The organism is Streptomyces sp. TE5632 (assembly GCF_054061295.1).
In genome coordinates, this window is the sequence record NZ_JBSSEA010000003.1 from 5,949,375 (window position 1) to 5,961,852 (window position 12,478).

Consider the following 12,478-nt stretch of genomic DNA (forward strand, 5'->3'; position numbering starts at 1 on the left):
TGCGCGGCCACTGACAGACCTCATGCCCATACCGTCGCACTGCCCGGGGCCCGCCGCGACATACGGACCGCACCACCGGTGCCCGTGGGGCCGCGGCGGCTCAGGGCTGGATGTCGAGTACGTCCGGCACCGGGCGTCGCGGGGCGCCGGGGCCCTTGGGGCCGTATCCCAGGCGCAGCACGATCTGTATGTGCCCGGCCCCGGACACGGGGTCGCGCAGCGGCCAGCGCAGGTCGCTCCACTCCAGGGCCTGGGTGGCGAAGGAACTGGACAAGCCCTCGAGGGTGGCCAGCAGCAGGACCCGTTCCATGGCCTGGCCGGCGCGCAGCCAGTCCTCCGGGCGGTCGTGGGAGGTGCTGAGGACGGCCAGCTGGGGGGTCCGTTCGAACTCGGCGGTGCCGCGGCCGGGCACCGGCCTGCTCCCGGCGAAGTCGCGCATGGGCGCCTTGCCGCCGTGCTTGCGCGGCCCGAAGGCGTAGTCGGGCACTCCGTCCGGGGCCGTGTTCCCCGACGGAGTATCGATACGGGTCCACTTTGCCAGGTCCCGGCCGCTGCCACGGTCCGTGAGATTGCGTGCCTCGGCCTCCTCCAGCAGTTCCAGCACCTGTTGCAGGTGCCAGGAGGACGGGAAGGTCAGCGTCGCTCCCTCACTGCGGGCGGCGTCGGCCAGGGCCGTGCGCAGCTCCTGGGGGATCTCCGTCTCCTCGAACGGGAAACGGCTGCTGTGCCGCTGGTGGATCGCCGGATACAGCGCGGGGAGAGCGCTCTGACCGCTCCAGGGAGCGGTCAGCCGCACGACGGCGAGCAGCGCCGGATCGGCCGGGTCGGGCAGCAGCCGGACTGCCGGGTGCCACCCCTCGTGGGTCAGCGCGACCCGCAGGTTCAGCAGAGCGGCGCCGCCGCCGAGGTGCAGGGCACGGTTGTCCGGGTCGGCGTGCGGCAGGGCGCGGTCGAGGTCCGCGCGCACCTGGAAGGTACGGCTGCCCCGGAAGTAGCGAAAGCGCCACGGCTGTGCGTTGTGCATGGACGGAGCGGCGGCAGCGTCGTGCGTAAGAGCCGCCACCCGCTCGTCCGGCAGGGTCTGCTGGTTCACAGGGGCTCCTTTCGTGAAGCGGCGGAGCACAGTGGGCACGGGCCGTGGCAGCTCACTGACCGGCCGGAGTGATGCGGCGTCCGGTCAGGCGGGTGGGCAGGATCGACACCCACATCTCGCGCCCGCCCCCGGCCCACGGTGCGGTGTGGGCGCGCTCGGTCAGCCGCCGCACCTCGTCGGGCTCCGTGACCACCCGTGCGGGGCCGACGGCGAGCACGCTCCAGCCCCGGCTCATGGCGTCGTCCACATGGTCGACTTCGAACGCGACGTCCGATCCCACGGCCGCCGCGGGCACGGAGTCAGGAGCGGTCCGGAAAGCGATCGCGTCGTCGACGACCTCGTAGTTCACCGGGACCACCGCCGGCCCTTCGGGCGTGGTCACCGCGACGCGCCCCACACCGTGCGTGGACAGCAGGGCGCGGCAGTCCTCCGGTCCGAGGTCCCGCAGCTCGGGGCGCAGCAGCGCAGCGCCCCGGCCGGGCGGCAGATCGACGCCACTCCCGCGCAGTGCCTGGACGCTGGTGCCCAGCGCCGAGGCCAGCCGGATGAGGGTCGCCAGGCTCGGATCGGCCGGGCGTTCCTCGAGATAGGCGAGATAGTCCGGCGCCATCCTGGCGCGGCTGGCCGTCTCTTCCCGGCTCAGGCCCCGCCGGGTGCGTTCGGTGGCCACTCGCCGGCCGATGTCGCCGGGGTCGGGCGCGCCGACGGGCGGGGGCGCGCCGGCCCCGGTGCCGGACTCGTGTTCGTGTTCGTGTTCGAGATGCTTGATGTGGGCGTCGGGGCCGGGGAACACGAGTGTCACCTCCTGTGTGTCCGACCAGCGCACGTCGTACGGAGGGGTGCCGTCCTCGTGGTGGAGTCCGACGATCTCGCCGTCACGCCGGGTGGCGCCGGTCGCCGGGCCTTCGATGACAAGTTGATCGCCGAGGTGAGCTCGCATGATCGCCACCCTCAACCCGTGATCTCGATGCGACGCGGCTTGGCCTTCCGGGCTTTGGGGACGCGCACCGTGAGGACTCCGCCGGTCAGCTCCGCGGTGATGTGCTCGGTGTCGACGTTCGGAGGCAGACTCGTGCGGTAGTCGAACCGCCCGACGTGCCGGGTCTGCCGACGGAGCACACCCGTGCGTTCCCTCTCCTTGATCTCGCCGTGGATGTCGAGCTCGCCGTCGCCGACCTCCACACTGATCCGGTCCTTCTCCACGCCGGGAAGTTCCAGCTCCATCAGATAGGCGTCCTCGGTGTCCTCGACGTCGGCCAACGGCGCCCACGCCCCTCCTTCGGCCTCGGCCTCGGGAAAACCGCGGCCGGGGAAGGGGAAGGTGGAGTGCATGAGCTGCTCCATGCGGGTGCGCAGCTCCTCGAGCTCCCGGAAGGGTTCCCACCCGGAGAGCGAGCCCCTGCCGCGGTGTGCTGGAAGCGTCATCGGTCGTCCTCCTTGACTTCTGGACCGGCGGTGCGCCCGCCGGTGGAGACGCATGTGCTGCTCACGGGGCCGGGTTCCCCGGCAGGCGCCGGGCTCACGAGGTCGTCCCCGGCCGGGCGCGGACTGCGGTCAGGCCGGCCAGCCGACGGGCGGGCGGGGGCGCGGCCCGACCGCGCCCGTGCCCTCGATGTCGCGCTCGGCGATGTCCACCAGCTGCCGGCCCAGGTCCTGCAGGGCCCGGCCCGCCGCCAGCTCGTCTCCGATCTCCGGTACCTCCGGGTCCGCCGGATTCCGGCGCGTGGCCCCGTGGCCGGTGAGCACCGTGGTCCCGGTGTCGATCACCGCGCGGGCCCTCGTCGTTCTCCCGTCCTCGAAGAGGTGGAGGCGGACCTTCCATTCCACGGTGTGCGGCATCGCTTCCTCCTCGGCTCGGTACGGACCGGTGTGCCCCGGATGCGGTTCGTTCGGACACTCCGTGCCGCGCGGCGGGTGCCGCCGTCTGCTGTGCGATACGGCGCCGGACCCGGTCGGTGAGGGCGCTCAGCCGCTCGGACGGCGCGGCACGGGGTGCGACGGGCGCCCGGACCCGCCGGGCGGTCGGCGGCAGTGCGGCCAGGTCGGCGGCGAACCTCTTCCGGCACTCGTCGAGCGTGGACCTCTCGCCGGTGCGCTGTCCGTTCCGCATCACCGTCTCCAGCAGCGGCGTGCCGTCGAGCGGTGGCCGCTCGTCGGCGAGAGCGATCACGTCGGAGCAGCCGGGACGGCGGAACACCTGCTTCTGCCCGGGCGCCGTCACCTTCGCCGACGACAGCTTCATGACCGGCCGCCCCTCGTACTCCACCATTTTGTAGGCCGAGTCCAGATACGGCGCGTCGGCCGAGACCCCGATGCGCGTGCCGACCGCGTACACGTCGATCGGTGCCCCGGAGCGGACCAGATCGTCCACCGCGTACTCGTCGAGACCGCCGCTGACGGTGATCCGTACGTCCGCGAGGCCCGCTTCGTCGAGGATGGACCGGGCCCGTGCGGCCAGGAGCCCCAGGTCACCGCTGTCCAGGCGTACGGCCGAGCCGGGCCCGCGGTTCAGGTCCCGCAGCACACGCGCCGCGACGCGGACGCCCTCCTCGGTGTCGTAGGTGTCCACGAGGAAGGTGACGGGGCCGGGGTGGGCCCGGGCGAAGGCGCGGAACGCGTCTTCCTCGGCCGGGAAGGCCTCCACATAGGAGTGGGCCATCGTGCCGACCGCGGGTACGTCCGCGGCCGTGGCCGCGGCCACGTTGCTGGTCCCCGCGAAACCGACCATCGCGCCGAGCCGGGCGGCCTGGAAACCGGCCTGCGGGCCGTGGGTCCGCCGCAGGGAGAAGTCCACGACCGGGCGCCCGGCCGCCGCGATCACACAGCGCGCGGCCTTCGAGGCGATCATCGTCTGATGGCTGAGCAGGTTGAGCACGTACGTCTCGGCCAACTGGGCCTGCGGCAGCGGCGCGGTCACCTCCAGCAGGGGCTCTCCCGCAAGGGCGATCCGCCCCTCCGGTACCGCCCGCACGCTGCCGGTGAACCGCAGACCGAGCAGGGACTCCAGATCCCGCGGCGGACGGTGCAGCGCGGCGGCGAAGGCATGGACGTCCTTCGGGCCGACCCGCAGACCGGACAGGTGGTCCAGGGCGGACTCCAGCCCCGCCGCGACCAGGAAGCCCCGCTCAGCAGGCAGATCGCGGACGAACAGGCTGAACGTCGCCGGGCCGGTCATCCCCTCCCGCAGATAGGACATGGCCATCGTCACTTCGTACAGGTCGGTGGTCGTCGCATCGGACATCAGCGCCACCTTCTCGGTCCCGTCCGGTTCTCTTTCGCGTCACCGGCGGAGTCGGCCGGACCACACGGGTTCCGCCGGATTCCCCTCGGCGCCGGCTCCCCGCGCGGTGGCAGCGGACCGGACGCGCGCGGTGAACTGCGTGGACTCGTCGCCGGGCCCCCAGCGGATCGCCGGTCGCTTCGCCTTCCACCATCGAACGGAGGCAGGCATCGGGCACAGGGCCGAAGGTCCCTGATGAGCGGTCCTTCAGGCAGGGAGGGGCCGGCCACCGGAGCTGATCACCGTTTCCCGGCCGTGCGGAACGGCGGTGAACGGCAGCCCGAGGCCGGCGTCCGCGCGCATCTGGATGCCTCCGTCTCCCACCGGGACGAAAAGCCGGGGCTGGGAGTTGTGGACCTGAGATCAGGGCGATCGCCCGCCCCGGTCCGAGGCCCCCCGCAGGACGGCCAGCCGGCGCCGGTACTCGTCCTCGTCGATCTCCCCGCGGGCGAACCGCTCGGCGAGGACCTGCTCCGGGGCCGGGTGCTCCGGGGCCGGGCGGCCGGCAGGGAGGTGCGAAGGCCCGGAAGCCCTGCTCAGCGAACGGAAGATCAGTACACCGGCGGTGATCAGCAGTGCCCAGAACAGGACGGTGCCCAGTGACATGGCGAACCAGCCCCAGCCGTTCATGCCATGCGAGTTCCAGTACGTCATCAGGGATCACTTCCTCGAACGCGCCGTCAGTCGTGCGGCACGATCACGACCGGGCAGCCGACGCGGTGGATCACGGCGTGGGTGACCGGGCCGGTGCGCGGTATCCCCCGGCGGTCGGTGAGCCGGTCTCCGACGACCAGCAGTTCCGCTCCGGACGCCGCCTTCATCAGGGCGCCTGCGGGCTTTCCCTCGACCACGGTCTGAAGGACCTCGACATCGGGGTACTTCTCGCGCCACACCTGGAGCACGGCGGAAAGGAAGCCCAGCCATTCCTCGGCCCGCTGCGGCTCGCCCACCAGGCCGACTTCGCCGGGGCCCAGGGTGAGCCGGTCGGGCGCACGCCACGCGTGCAGAATCCTCAGCCGCGCGTGCCGCAGGCGGGCCGCCTCGAAGGCGAACGCGAGCACCTCGTCGCACGGTTCCGTGACGTCGACACCGAGGACCACGTCCCGCCGGTCGGTGCCGGCCGCTTCCTCTTCCTCCCCGGCCGTGGCGGCCCGTACGAGGGCGACGGGCCGCGTGGCCTTCGCCACGACGCCGAGCGCGACCGAACCCATGAGCAGTCCGGTGATGCGGCCCAGCCCGCGCGAGCCCAGCACCAGCAGGTCGGCGTCGTTTGCCGCCTTCACCAGGGCGGCGGTCGCCGGTCCCTCGACCTGGTCGTCGTACACCCGCACCTCGGGGCACGCGGCGCGAACGCGTTCCTCCGCCTCCCGCAGGACGCGCCGCGCCAGGTGCCGCTCGCTCGCGTAGGTGATCTCCGCTCGCTCCTGGCGCGGGTGCCAGTTGCGCGCGTGCAGCAGCCGCAGGGCTCGCCCGCGACGCATGGCCTCGTGGGCTGCCCACTCGGCGGCCGCCAGGCTCTCGGCGGAACCGTCGACGCCGACGACAACAGGCGACAACATGACATGCACCTCCAGAACAAGGCCTTCTCCCCGCCACCAGCGTCGCCCCGGCGGCGGCGCGTGCGCAGGGGCCCCAGGTCCTCACCTGGGGGCCATCAGGCCCCGTCCGGGAACAGTGGACGGGACGGTTGCTCCGTCACACCCGCTGCGGCACGACCGCGACCGGGCACTGGGCGTGGTGCAGCAGCGTGTGACTCACCCGGCCGAGCTGGAGACCGAAGGGCCCCTGACGGCGTCGGGCACCGACGATCACCAGGTCGGCGGCCGCCGACCTGAGCACGAGGACCTTGGGGGCGGGTCCTTCGACCGTCGCCCGGCGCACCCGGACGCCCGGATGGTCGGCCATCGCATCGCGCAGCAGCTCGTCGAGCAGGGCAAAGGCATGCTCCTCGTGGTGACACGCCGGTTCCCCGGCGCGTGCCGGGTGGTGGGCGGTCTCGTGGGCGGGACAGCGCCAGGCGCGTACGACGTCCAGGACGCACCCGCGTGCCCCGGCCTCACGGAAGGCGAACCGCACGGCCTCACCGCTCGCGCCGGGGTTCCCCGCCCCGAGAAGGATCCGCTCGTGGGTGCCGGCCAGTCCGGCCGTATCGCCTCGGACCACGACCACCGGACAGCGCGCACGCGCCGCTACGGCCAGGCCGACCGAGCCGAGGAGCAGTCCCTTCAGCTCCCCCCGGCCGCGTGACCCGGTCACCAGGAACGAGGCGTTGTCACCCTCGCGCACAAGGGCGTGCGACGCCTCCTCGGGGAAGATCGCCGTGGAGATCCCGACCTCGGGGTCGCGCCGGCGGGCGCGTTCGGCGGCGGATGCGATGATGCGCTCCGCCATCACCTGTGCCGAGGGGCGTCGCGGATCGGACGACGGGCGGGTGCCTTCGTAGTGCTCCCAGAGGGAGGCGTGCACCAGCCGCAGCGGCAGTCCGTGCCGGCCTGCTTCGTCCACGGCCCAGTCGACGGCCCGCAGACTGGGATCCGATCCGTCGACACCTGCGATCAGGGGAAGTTCCCTCACGGTGCCCACCGCCTTTCGGCCGCCATGTGCTGCGGGTACGACTCGGCCTCCACCGTCTCACGCGCCTGGGTGGCCGGTGTCTCCACCCGGTTGGGCCGAAGGGCCCTCCGATGGGGCCCGGCCGGCCCGTGGCGTCCCGCTCCGGTCGGGCACATGCTGTCGTTACGGCCGACAGAGGCCGCCGTTCGGCTGCGGCGGCAGGCGCGAAGGGAGACAGAACGATGACAACGACCCCTCTGGCCACCGGTCTCCCGGCCGAACACCGCGAGCGGTTGATGCGGCACGCCCGCGAGGTCTCCTTCGACATCGGAGCCCGTCTGTTCGAGGAGGGGCGGCGGGCCGACCGGTTCTGGATCATCCGGACCGGTACCGTCGCCCTCGACCTGCAGGTGCCCGGTCGCCGCGCGGCCGTGATCGATTCGCTGGGCCACGGTGAACTGGTCGGCTGCTCCTGGCACTTCCCGCCCCACCTGTGGCTCCTGGGCGCCGAGACCACCAGCCCGGTGCGGGCCTGGGAGTTCGACGCGGAGGCCGTGCGGGCACTGTGCGCCGAGGACCCCGAGTTCGGCCGCGCGATCGCCGTGTGGGTCGGCCGGGTGGTCGCCCAGCGACTGCACGCGACCCGCGTCCGGCTGCTCGATCTGTACGCCCCGCACGGCAGCGGGAGCGGATGACGACCGAGTTCCCCGCGCCGTGCGCCCCGGCCCCAGCGGCCACGAGCTGACCCACGCACCTGACAACCCGAGGGGGAAACCCGTGAACGGCAGCCCGCACACCGTGAGCGACGTGATGTCGCATACCGTCGTGGCCGTCGGCCGCGACGCCCCGTTCAAGGAGATCGTCCGGCTCATCGAGCAGTGGAAGGTGAGCGCCCTGCCGGTGCTGGAGGGCGAGGGCCGGGTCGTCGGCGTCGTCTCCGAGGCCGATCTGCTGCCCAAGGAGGAGTTCCGCGACAGCGACCCCGACCGGTTCATGCAGCGGCGCCGCCTGCCCGAACTGGCCAAGGCGGGGGCACTGACCGCCGGAGAGCTGATGAGCACCCCGGCCGTCACCGTCCACGCCGACGCCCCCGTCGCGCAGGCGGCCCGCATCATGGCTCAGCGCAAGGTCAAGCGGCTGCCCGTGGTGAGCGACGAAGGGCTGCTCGAGGGCATCGTCAGCCGGGTCGACCTGCTGAAGGTCTTTCTGCGGACGGACGAGGAACTCGCCCGGGAGGTCCGCAGGGAAGTCGTCGCTCCCCTCTTCCCGGCCCCGCTCGAGCCCGTAGGGGTGGAGGTCTCCGACGGTGTCGTCACCCTCACCGGCCGCATACGGGACACCTCGCTGGTGCCCGTCGTCGCCCGCGCGGTACGCGCCGTCGAGGGGGTCGTCGACGTCACGTTCCACCTGGCGGACGGATCGTCGGGCGAGCCGCGGTGAGGGAGGGCGCACGGGACTGCCGGCCCCGCGCTACCGGGGCGGTTCCGGCGCCTCGCGGTACAGCACGACCTTGAGGGCGCCGGTGTCCGGGCCGTGCGCGAAGACCTCGTAGGCCTCCTCCATGCGGTCGAGGCGGAACCGGTGGGTGACGAGCGGGAAGACCGTCAGGCGTCCGAAGACCAGCAGGTCGAGCAGCCAGGGCGTGGAGGAGGTGTCGACCTGGCCGGTGCTGATCGTCACGTTCTTGCGCCACAGGGCCTCCAGGTGCAGGGTGGCCGGTTTGCCGGGCATGCCGATGTTGGCTATGTGCCCTCCCGCGCGCACCACGCGGGTCGCCAGGACGAAGCCGTCCGGGTCGCCCGCGGCCTCGATGACGACGTCGGCTCCGGGCCCCTCGGACAGCTCGGCGACCATCCGCCCGGGCAGTTCGGCGGCATCGGCGCCCAACCGGGTGGCGGCCGCCAGCCGGGAGTGGGACAGGTCCACCGCGACGATCCGGCGCGGCGCGTAGAGCCGGGCGACGAGGACGGCGGCCAGCCCCACCGGGCCCGCGCCCATCACGACGACGGTGTCTCCCGGACCGACGTGTCCGTTGCGCACCCCGACCTCGTAGGCGGTGGGCAGCAGCTCGGCGAGCAGGACCGCCTCGTCCAGCGGGAGGTCCGGGGGGCGTCGGTGCGTGGAGTGGTCGGCGAAGGGGACGCGGACGAACTCGGCCTGCGTCCCGTGGATCACATTGCCCAGGATCCACCCGCCGCCCCCGCGGCACTGTCCGTACAGGCTGTCGCGGCAGGGCGGGCAGTGTCCGCAGGCCGAGACGGAGGAGACGATCACCTGTTGTCCGGGGCGCCGGGTGTGCACCCCGCTGCCGACCTCCACCACTTCGCCCACGGCCTCGTGGCCGAGGATTGTTCCCGGTTTCACCTCGGGGAGGTCGCCCCGCCGGATGTGCAGGTCGCTTCCGCAGACGGTGGTCGCGTCGACGCGGACGATCGCGTCGGTGTCGGCCTCGATCACGGGATCCGGCACCGTGTCCCAGGAGGTCCGTGCGGGGCCGTGGTAGATGAGTCCGCGCATGCTTGCTCCCTGCCTCGCCGTCTCCTGTCCACCGTCACCCCCGGCGGGCTCCCCGGCAACACGGGATGCCCGCACCGCCCCGGGCCCGTCAGCCCGACCGCGCGTGGGAACGTCGTACCGTCGGGGTCGGAGCCCGACCGGAGTGCGGACGCGTCGGCCTGATGTGCGGATGCCGTCGCTTCTCTCGGATCATCCGGCTCAGTCGTGGGGGACGACGGCGACAGGGCAGCGTGCGTGATGGATGGCCGCATGGGCGACGGGGCCCAGACGAGGTGCCGGAGCGCGGTGGTGCCGACGCCGGCCGACGACCAGCAGCCCGGCGCTCCCTGCGGCCCGCAGGACCGCCCTGGCGGGACTTTCCAGCCCGATGCTGTCGGCCACCTCCACCTGCGGGTACTTCTCACGCCACGGGTGGAGGACCTGGTCCAGTTGCTTCCTCGCGTCCTGCGCGATGCCTTCGGCGACGTCGTGGTCCACCCCCCAGGGAACGTAGGCGTGCACGGGCAGGGCCTGGCCGTTCACGGCCCGCAAGAGCGCGCCGCGCGCGGCGGCGGTGGTGAAGGCGAACCGGAGCAGGTTGTTGCAGGGGCCGTGCAGCTTCAGCGCGACCACGACATCGCCTGTCCCGCCCGGTGCGGCCGGTTGCACCTCCGCGCGGGTTTTGGCGCGGACCAGAACCACCGGCCCCTCGGCCCGTGCCGCGACGGGCATGCTGATGTCCCCGAGGAAGTAGCTCTCGACGAGCTCCAGCCCCCGCGAGCCGAGCACGGTCATCTCGGACTCCGACGCCGCGTGCAACAGCGCGTCCTGGGCCTCGTCGGCAACCAGGTTGCCGACGATGGCGAGACCGGGATGGTGCTTTTGGAGTTCCGCCTGTGCGTTGTGCACCAGCCGCTTCGCCCAGTAGTTCTGGTCGATCTCGGAGGGCACCTCGGTGGGTTCCGGCGCGAGCATGGGCCACGCGTGCAGCAGGCGCAGCGTCAGTTTGCGGTGCTCGGCCTCGTCCGCGGCCCAACGGGCGGCGGCAAGGCTCTCGGGTGAGCCGTCGAGACCGACGGTGATCACAGGCTCCATGGTGCCTGCCTCCGTCTCGTATGAAGCTGGACATGACGGTGCCCGGGGCCGCCCCTCCAGAAGCGCCGGTACACCGCGCGGCCTTCCGTACATTCGATGAGTACCGCGAACCTTGCCGCGGCGCACGCGGACCGAGGTCGGTCGGGGCTGTCGACGAGGCGGCCCGGCGTACGAGGAGTGCGGCGCAGACCTGGTGGTGCTGGTCGGTGACCCCCGTGAACGGCCCGCGGTGCACGAAAAGCTTCCTGAGGCGGTCCGTGAGGTCACGGTGGAGACGGAGCACGGCGGCAGTACACACGTCATCGCCTGGACGAGGCACTCGACCGCTTCCACGCCGGACGGGTGGGCACCGGTCGGCCGACGGACGCGGTCGAAGGTGTCCCGGCCCTGGTCGAGGCCGCCCGGGAGCACCGCGTCGACACCCTGCTGATCCGGCCCGACGGGCCGGAGCTGGGCCGTGAGACGTGGGTGGGCGATGAGCCCGACCAGCTGGCGGTACGCCGGACCGACGCGCGCAGCCTGGGTGAGGGCGCCCCGATCCCCGTACGCGCCGACGACGCGCTGCTGCGGTCGGCCGCCGTCACGGCCGCCGACGTGCTGATCGTCCCGCTCTCGGACGAGGACGGCCCCGACGTACCGGCAGGCGGCCTCGGCGCCCCGCTGCGCTGGACGTACGAGCCGACCCCGGCCTGACGAGGAACCGTGTGACCCGGCTGCGTCCGCGGGGCCGGCGCCGGTGTCCGCCCTTCCGCCGCCGGGCGGGTTCACCCGCCCGGGGCCGGGCCGTCGTCGGGGCGGAGCCCGCATGCGGCGGGCCGGGGCCGGACAGGGACGCCGTTGGCGCGCAGCACCTCGCGGACGTCCAGGATCAGGGGGAAGACCTCGTGGTTGCGGTCCTCACCCTGTTCGTCCCACGCCCGCTGCTCGGCTTCGACGGCCATGCGGTCCTCGGCGAAGACGCGTTCGGTGAAGCGTCTGATGAACGGCCAGGCCAGGTGGAGCGCACCGGGAATCCCGGGCTTCTCGATCATGAGCAGGCCGTAGGCGTGACACGTGCGCTGCGCGGCGTCCTCGGGCACGTACGCGACCCAGAGGTGGAAGGACGGCCGCTCGGCGCCCTCCGGGACCAGGTCGAGCGTCTGGTACGGGTACTCGGTGCGGATGGTCATGAGGTCGCGGGAGTCGCGGCCCGTGATGCCCTCGGCGGCCAGCAGACCGGCACCCCGGTTCCGCTTTCCCCCGGTGTGGCTGAACAGGTACCTGGCCTCCACCGAGCGCGCGTCGGTCCGGTGGTCCAGCAGCTCGGGGCGGAGCCTGCCGACGACTCCGCGGTGGAGGAACTGGTGGTTCATGTCGAGCAGATTCTCGTGCATGAACGAGTAGTGGCAGCGCACGGTCCGGGAGAAGGTCATGGTCCGGTACCGCGGTGAGCCGAAGGCCGGCAGTTCGGGCACCGGAGTGGCCGCCGCTTTCTCCGGGCTGCCCGGGAAGACGAACACCAGGCCGTACGCCTCGCGGACGGGGTAGCCGCGCACGCCGCGCGGCGGCCGGCCGTCCCCCTTCGACAGGTACGGGATCTGCGAGATGCGGCCGTCGCCACGATAGGTCCACGCGTGGTAGCAGCAGCGGAGTGTCTCGCCCTCCACGACGCCCATGCTCAGCGGCACCTGCCGGTGGGCGCACCGGTCCTCCAACGCGTAGACGGCACCGCTTCGTCCGCGGTAGAGCGCGATGCGCTCACCGGCGAACGAGGTCGCGGACACCCGTCCGGCGCGCACCTTCCTGGAGAGCGCGACGGGATACCAGAAATCCGGGTTCGCCCCGACCCGCCGAAGGTCGCTCGTGCCGGAACGCGGATCGCGGTGCCCCGCGGACCGGTCGCTCCCAGCCCTGTCGAAGCCGGTGTCGGTCATACCTCTCCCTCGCACGTGGTCCATGCCATGGGGGCAGCACCCCCATCC

General features: G+C 72.7%; 14 protein-coding genes and 1 pseudogene. 4 read left to right on the plus strand and 11 right to left on the minus strand.

Going from position 1 to position 12,478, the window contains the following annotated elements:
- Window positions 1–100: 100 nt before the first annotated feature.
- From ACVW19_RS32385 to ACVW19_RS32420, 8 genes and pseudogenes are all read right to left on the minus strand, one after another.
- Complete coding sequence (locus ACVW19_RS32385; RefSeq protein WP_457463979.1) at window positions 101–1,093, minus strand: Acg family FMN-binding oxidoreductase; 993 nt, start codon at window positions 1,091–1,093, stop codon at window positions 101–103.
- A gap of 52 nt (window positions 1,094–1,145) precedes the next feature.
- Window positions 1,146–2,033: a pyridoxamine 5'-phosphate oxidase family protein gene (locus tag ACVW19_RS32390; RefSeq protein WP_457463980.1), complete on the minus strand. Its 888-nt coding sequence runs from the start codon at window positions 2,031–2,033 to the stop codon at window positions 1,146–1,148.
- A gap of 11 nt (window positions 2,034–2,044) precedes the next feature.
- Window positions 2,045–2,518 (minus strand): Hsp20/alpha crystallin family protein, encoded by a 474-nt coding sequence (locus ACVW19_RS32395; RefSeq protein WP_457463982.1) that lies wholly within the window; start codon window positions 2,516–2,518, stop codon window positions 2,045–2,047.
- A gap of 129 nt (window positions 2,519–2,647) precedes the next feature.
- A complete protein-coding gene (locus tag ACVW19_RS32400) occupies window positions 2,648–2,932 on the minus strand; it encodes a DUF1876 domain-containing protein (RefSeq protein WP_457464883.1) in 285 nt (94 codons plus the stop codon).
- Between the two features lie 55 nt (window positions 2,933–2,987).
- A pseudogene (locus ACVW19_RS32405) lies at window positions 2,988–4,334 on the minus strand (nicotinate phosphoribosyltransferase); the annotation flags it as partial.
- Window positions 4,335–4,736: 402 nt separating this feature from the next.
- A complete protein-coding gene (locus ACVW19_RS32410) occupies window positions 4,737–5,027 on the minus strand; it encodes an SHOCT domain-containing protein (protein WP_457463984.1) in 291 nt (96 codons plus the stop codon).
- Window positions 5,028–5,053: 26 nt separating this feature from the next.
- Window positions 5,054–5,932: a universal stress protein gene (locus tag ACVW19_RS32415; protein WP_457463986.1), complete on the minus strand. Its 879-nt coding sequence runs from the start codon at window positions 5,930–5,932 to the stop codon at window positions 5,054–5,056.
- 136 nt (window positions 5,933–6,068) lie between these two features.
- Window positions 6,069–6,947 carry a universal stress protein gene (locus ACVW19_RS32420; protein WP_457463988.1) on the minus strand — a complete coding sequence of 293 codons (879 nt, stop codon included), beginning with the start codon at window positions 6,945–6,947 and terminating at the stop codon, window positions 6,069–6,071.
- Between the two features lie 221 nt (window positions 6,948–7,168).
- Between ACVW19_RS32420 and ACVW19_RS32425 the strand changes: the two genes are divergently transcribed.
- Window positions 7,169–7,621, plus strand: a complete 453-nt coding sequence (locus ACVW19_RS32425; RefSeq protein WP_457463989.1) for a Crp/Fnr family transcriptional regulator — start codon at window positions 7,169–7,171, stop codon at window positions 7,619–7,621.
- Window positions 7,622–7,703: 82 nt separating this feature from the next.
- Entirely contained in the window at window positions 7,704–8,366 is a 663-nt protein-coding gene (locus tag ACVW19_RS32430; protein WP_457463991.1) for a CBS domain-containing protein, read from the plus strand.
- A gap of 30 nt (window positions 8,367–8,396) precedes the next feature.
- On the opposite strand, the gene ACVW19_RS32435 is transcribed toward ACVW19_RS32430, so the two are convergent.
- Together ACVW19_RS32435 and ACVW19_RS32440 are read right to left on the minus strand one after the other, a co-directional pair.
- Window positions 8,397–9,443 carry an alcohol dehydrogenase catalytic domain-containing protein gene (locus ACVW19_RS32435; protein ID WP_457463993.1) on the minus strand — a complete coding sequence of 349 codons (1,047 nt, stop codon included), beginning with the start codon at window positions 9,441–9,443 and terminating at the stop codon, window positions 8,397–8,399.
- Between the two features lie 198 nt (window positions 9,444–9,641).
- Window positions 9,642–10,517, minus strand: a complete 876-nt coding sequence (locus ACVW19_RS32440) for a universal stress protein (RefSeq protein ID WP_457463995.1) — start codon at window positions 10,515–10,517, stop codon at window positions 9,642–9,644.
- A gap of 196 nt (window positions 10,518–10,713) precedes the next feature.
- Here ACVW19_RS32440 and ACVW19_RS32445 point away from each other — a divergent pair, with 196 nt between their 5' ends.
- On the plus strand, window positions 10,714–10,947 hold the full coding sequence (locus ACVW19_RS32445; protein ID WP_457464884.1) for a baeRF2 domain-containing protein: 234 nt from the start codon (window positions 10,714–10,716) through the stop codon (window positions 10,945–10,947).
- On the plus strand, window positions 10,860–11,210 hold the full coding sequence (locus ACVW19_RS32450; protein ID WP_457463997.1) for a hypothetical protein: 351 nt from the start codon (window positions 10,860–10,862) through the stop codon (window positions 11,208–11,210). The genes ACVW19_RS32445 and ACVW19_RS32450 overlap by 88 nt, the downstream gene beginning before the upstream one ends.
- A gap of 71 nt (window positions 11,211–11,281) precedes the next feature.
- Here ACVW19_RS32450 and ACVW19_RS32455 read toward each other — a convergent pair whose 3' ends face one another.
- The gene (locus ACVW19_RS32455) at window positions 11,282–12,430 is read right to left on the minus strand and encodes a Rieske 2Fe-2S domain-containing protein (RefSeq protein ID WP_457463999.1); all 1,149 of its coding nucleotides are present in this window, start codon (window positions 12,428–12,430) and stop codon (window positions 11,282–11,284) included.
- Window positions 12,431–12,478 lie beyond the last annotated feature (48 nt).

What these genes read in the sequence shown, in the direction of transcription:
- ACVW19_RS32440 (WP_457463995.1), bottom strand. Translation starts at nt 10,517, where the DNA reads ATGGAGCCTGTGATCACCGTCGGTCTCGACGGCTCACCCGAGAGCCTT.
- ACVW19_RS32400 (WP_457464883.1), bottom strand. Translation starts at nt 2,932, where the DNA reads ATGCCGCACACCGTGGAATGGAAGGTCCGCCTCCACCTCTTCGAGGAC.
- ACVW19_RS32390 (WP_457463980.1), bottom strand. Translation starts at nt 2,033, where the DNA reads ATGCGAGCTCACCTCGGCGATCAACTTGTCATCGAAGGCCCGGCGACC.
- ACVW19_RS32435 (WP_457463993.1), bottom strand. Translation starts at nt 9,443, where the DNA reads ATGCGCGGACTCATCTACCACGGCCCCGCACGGACCTCCTGGGACACG.
- ACVW19_RS32455 (WP_457463999.1), bottom strand. Translation starts at nt 12,430, where the DNA reads ATGACCGACACCGGCTTCGACAGGGCTGGGAGCGACCGGTCCGCGGGG.
- ACVW19_RS32410 (WP_457463984.1), bottom strand. Translation starts at nt 5,027, where the DNA reads ATGACGTACTGGAACTCGCATGGCATGAACGGCTGGGGCTGGTTCGCC.
- ACVW19_RS32415 (WP_457463986.1), bottom strand. Translation starts at nt 5,932, where the DNA reads ATGTTGTCGCCTGTTGTCGTCGGCGTCGACGGTTCCGCCGAGAGCCTG.
- ACVW19_RS32425 (WP_457463989.1), top strand. Translation starts at nt 7,169, where the DNA reads ATGACAACGACCCCTCTGGCCACCGGTCTCCCGGCCGAACACCGCGAG.
- ACVW19_RS32395 (WP_457463982.1), bottom strand. Translation starts at nt 2,518, where the DNA reads ATGACGCTTCCAGCACACCGCGGCAGGGGCTCGCTCTCCGGGTGGGAA.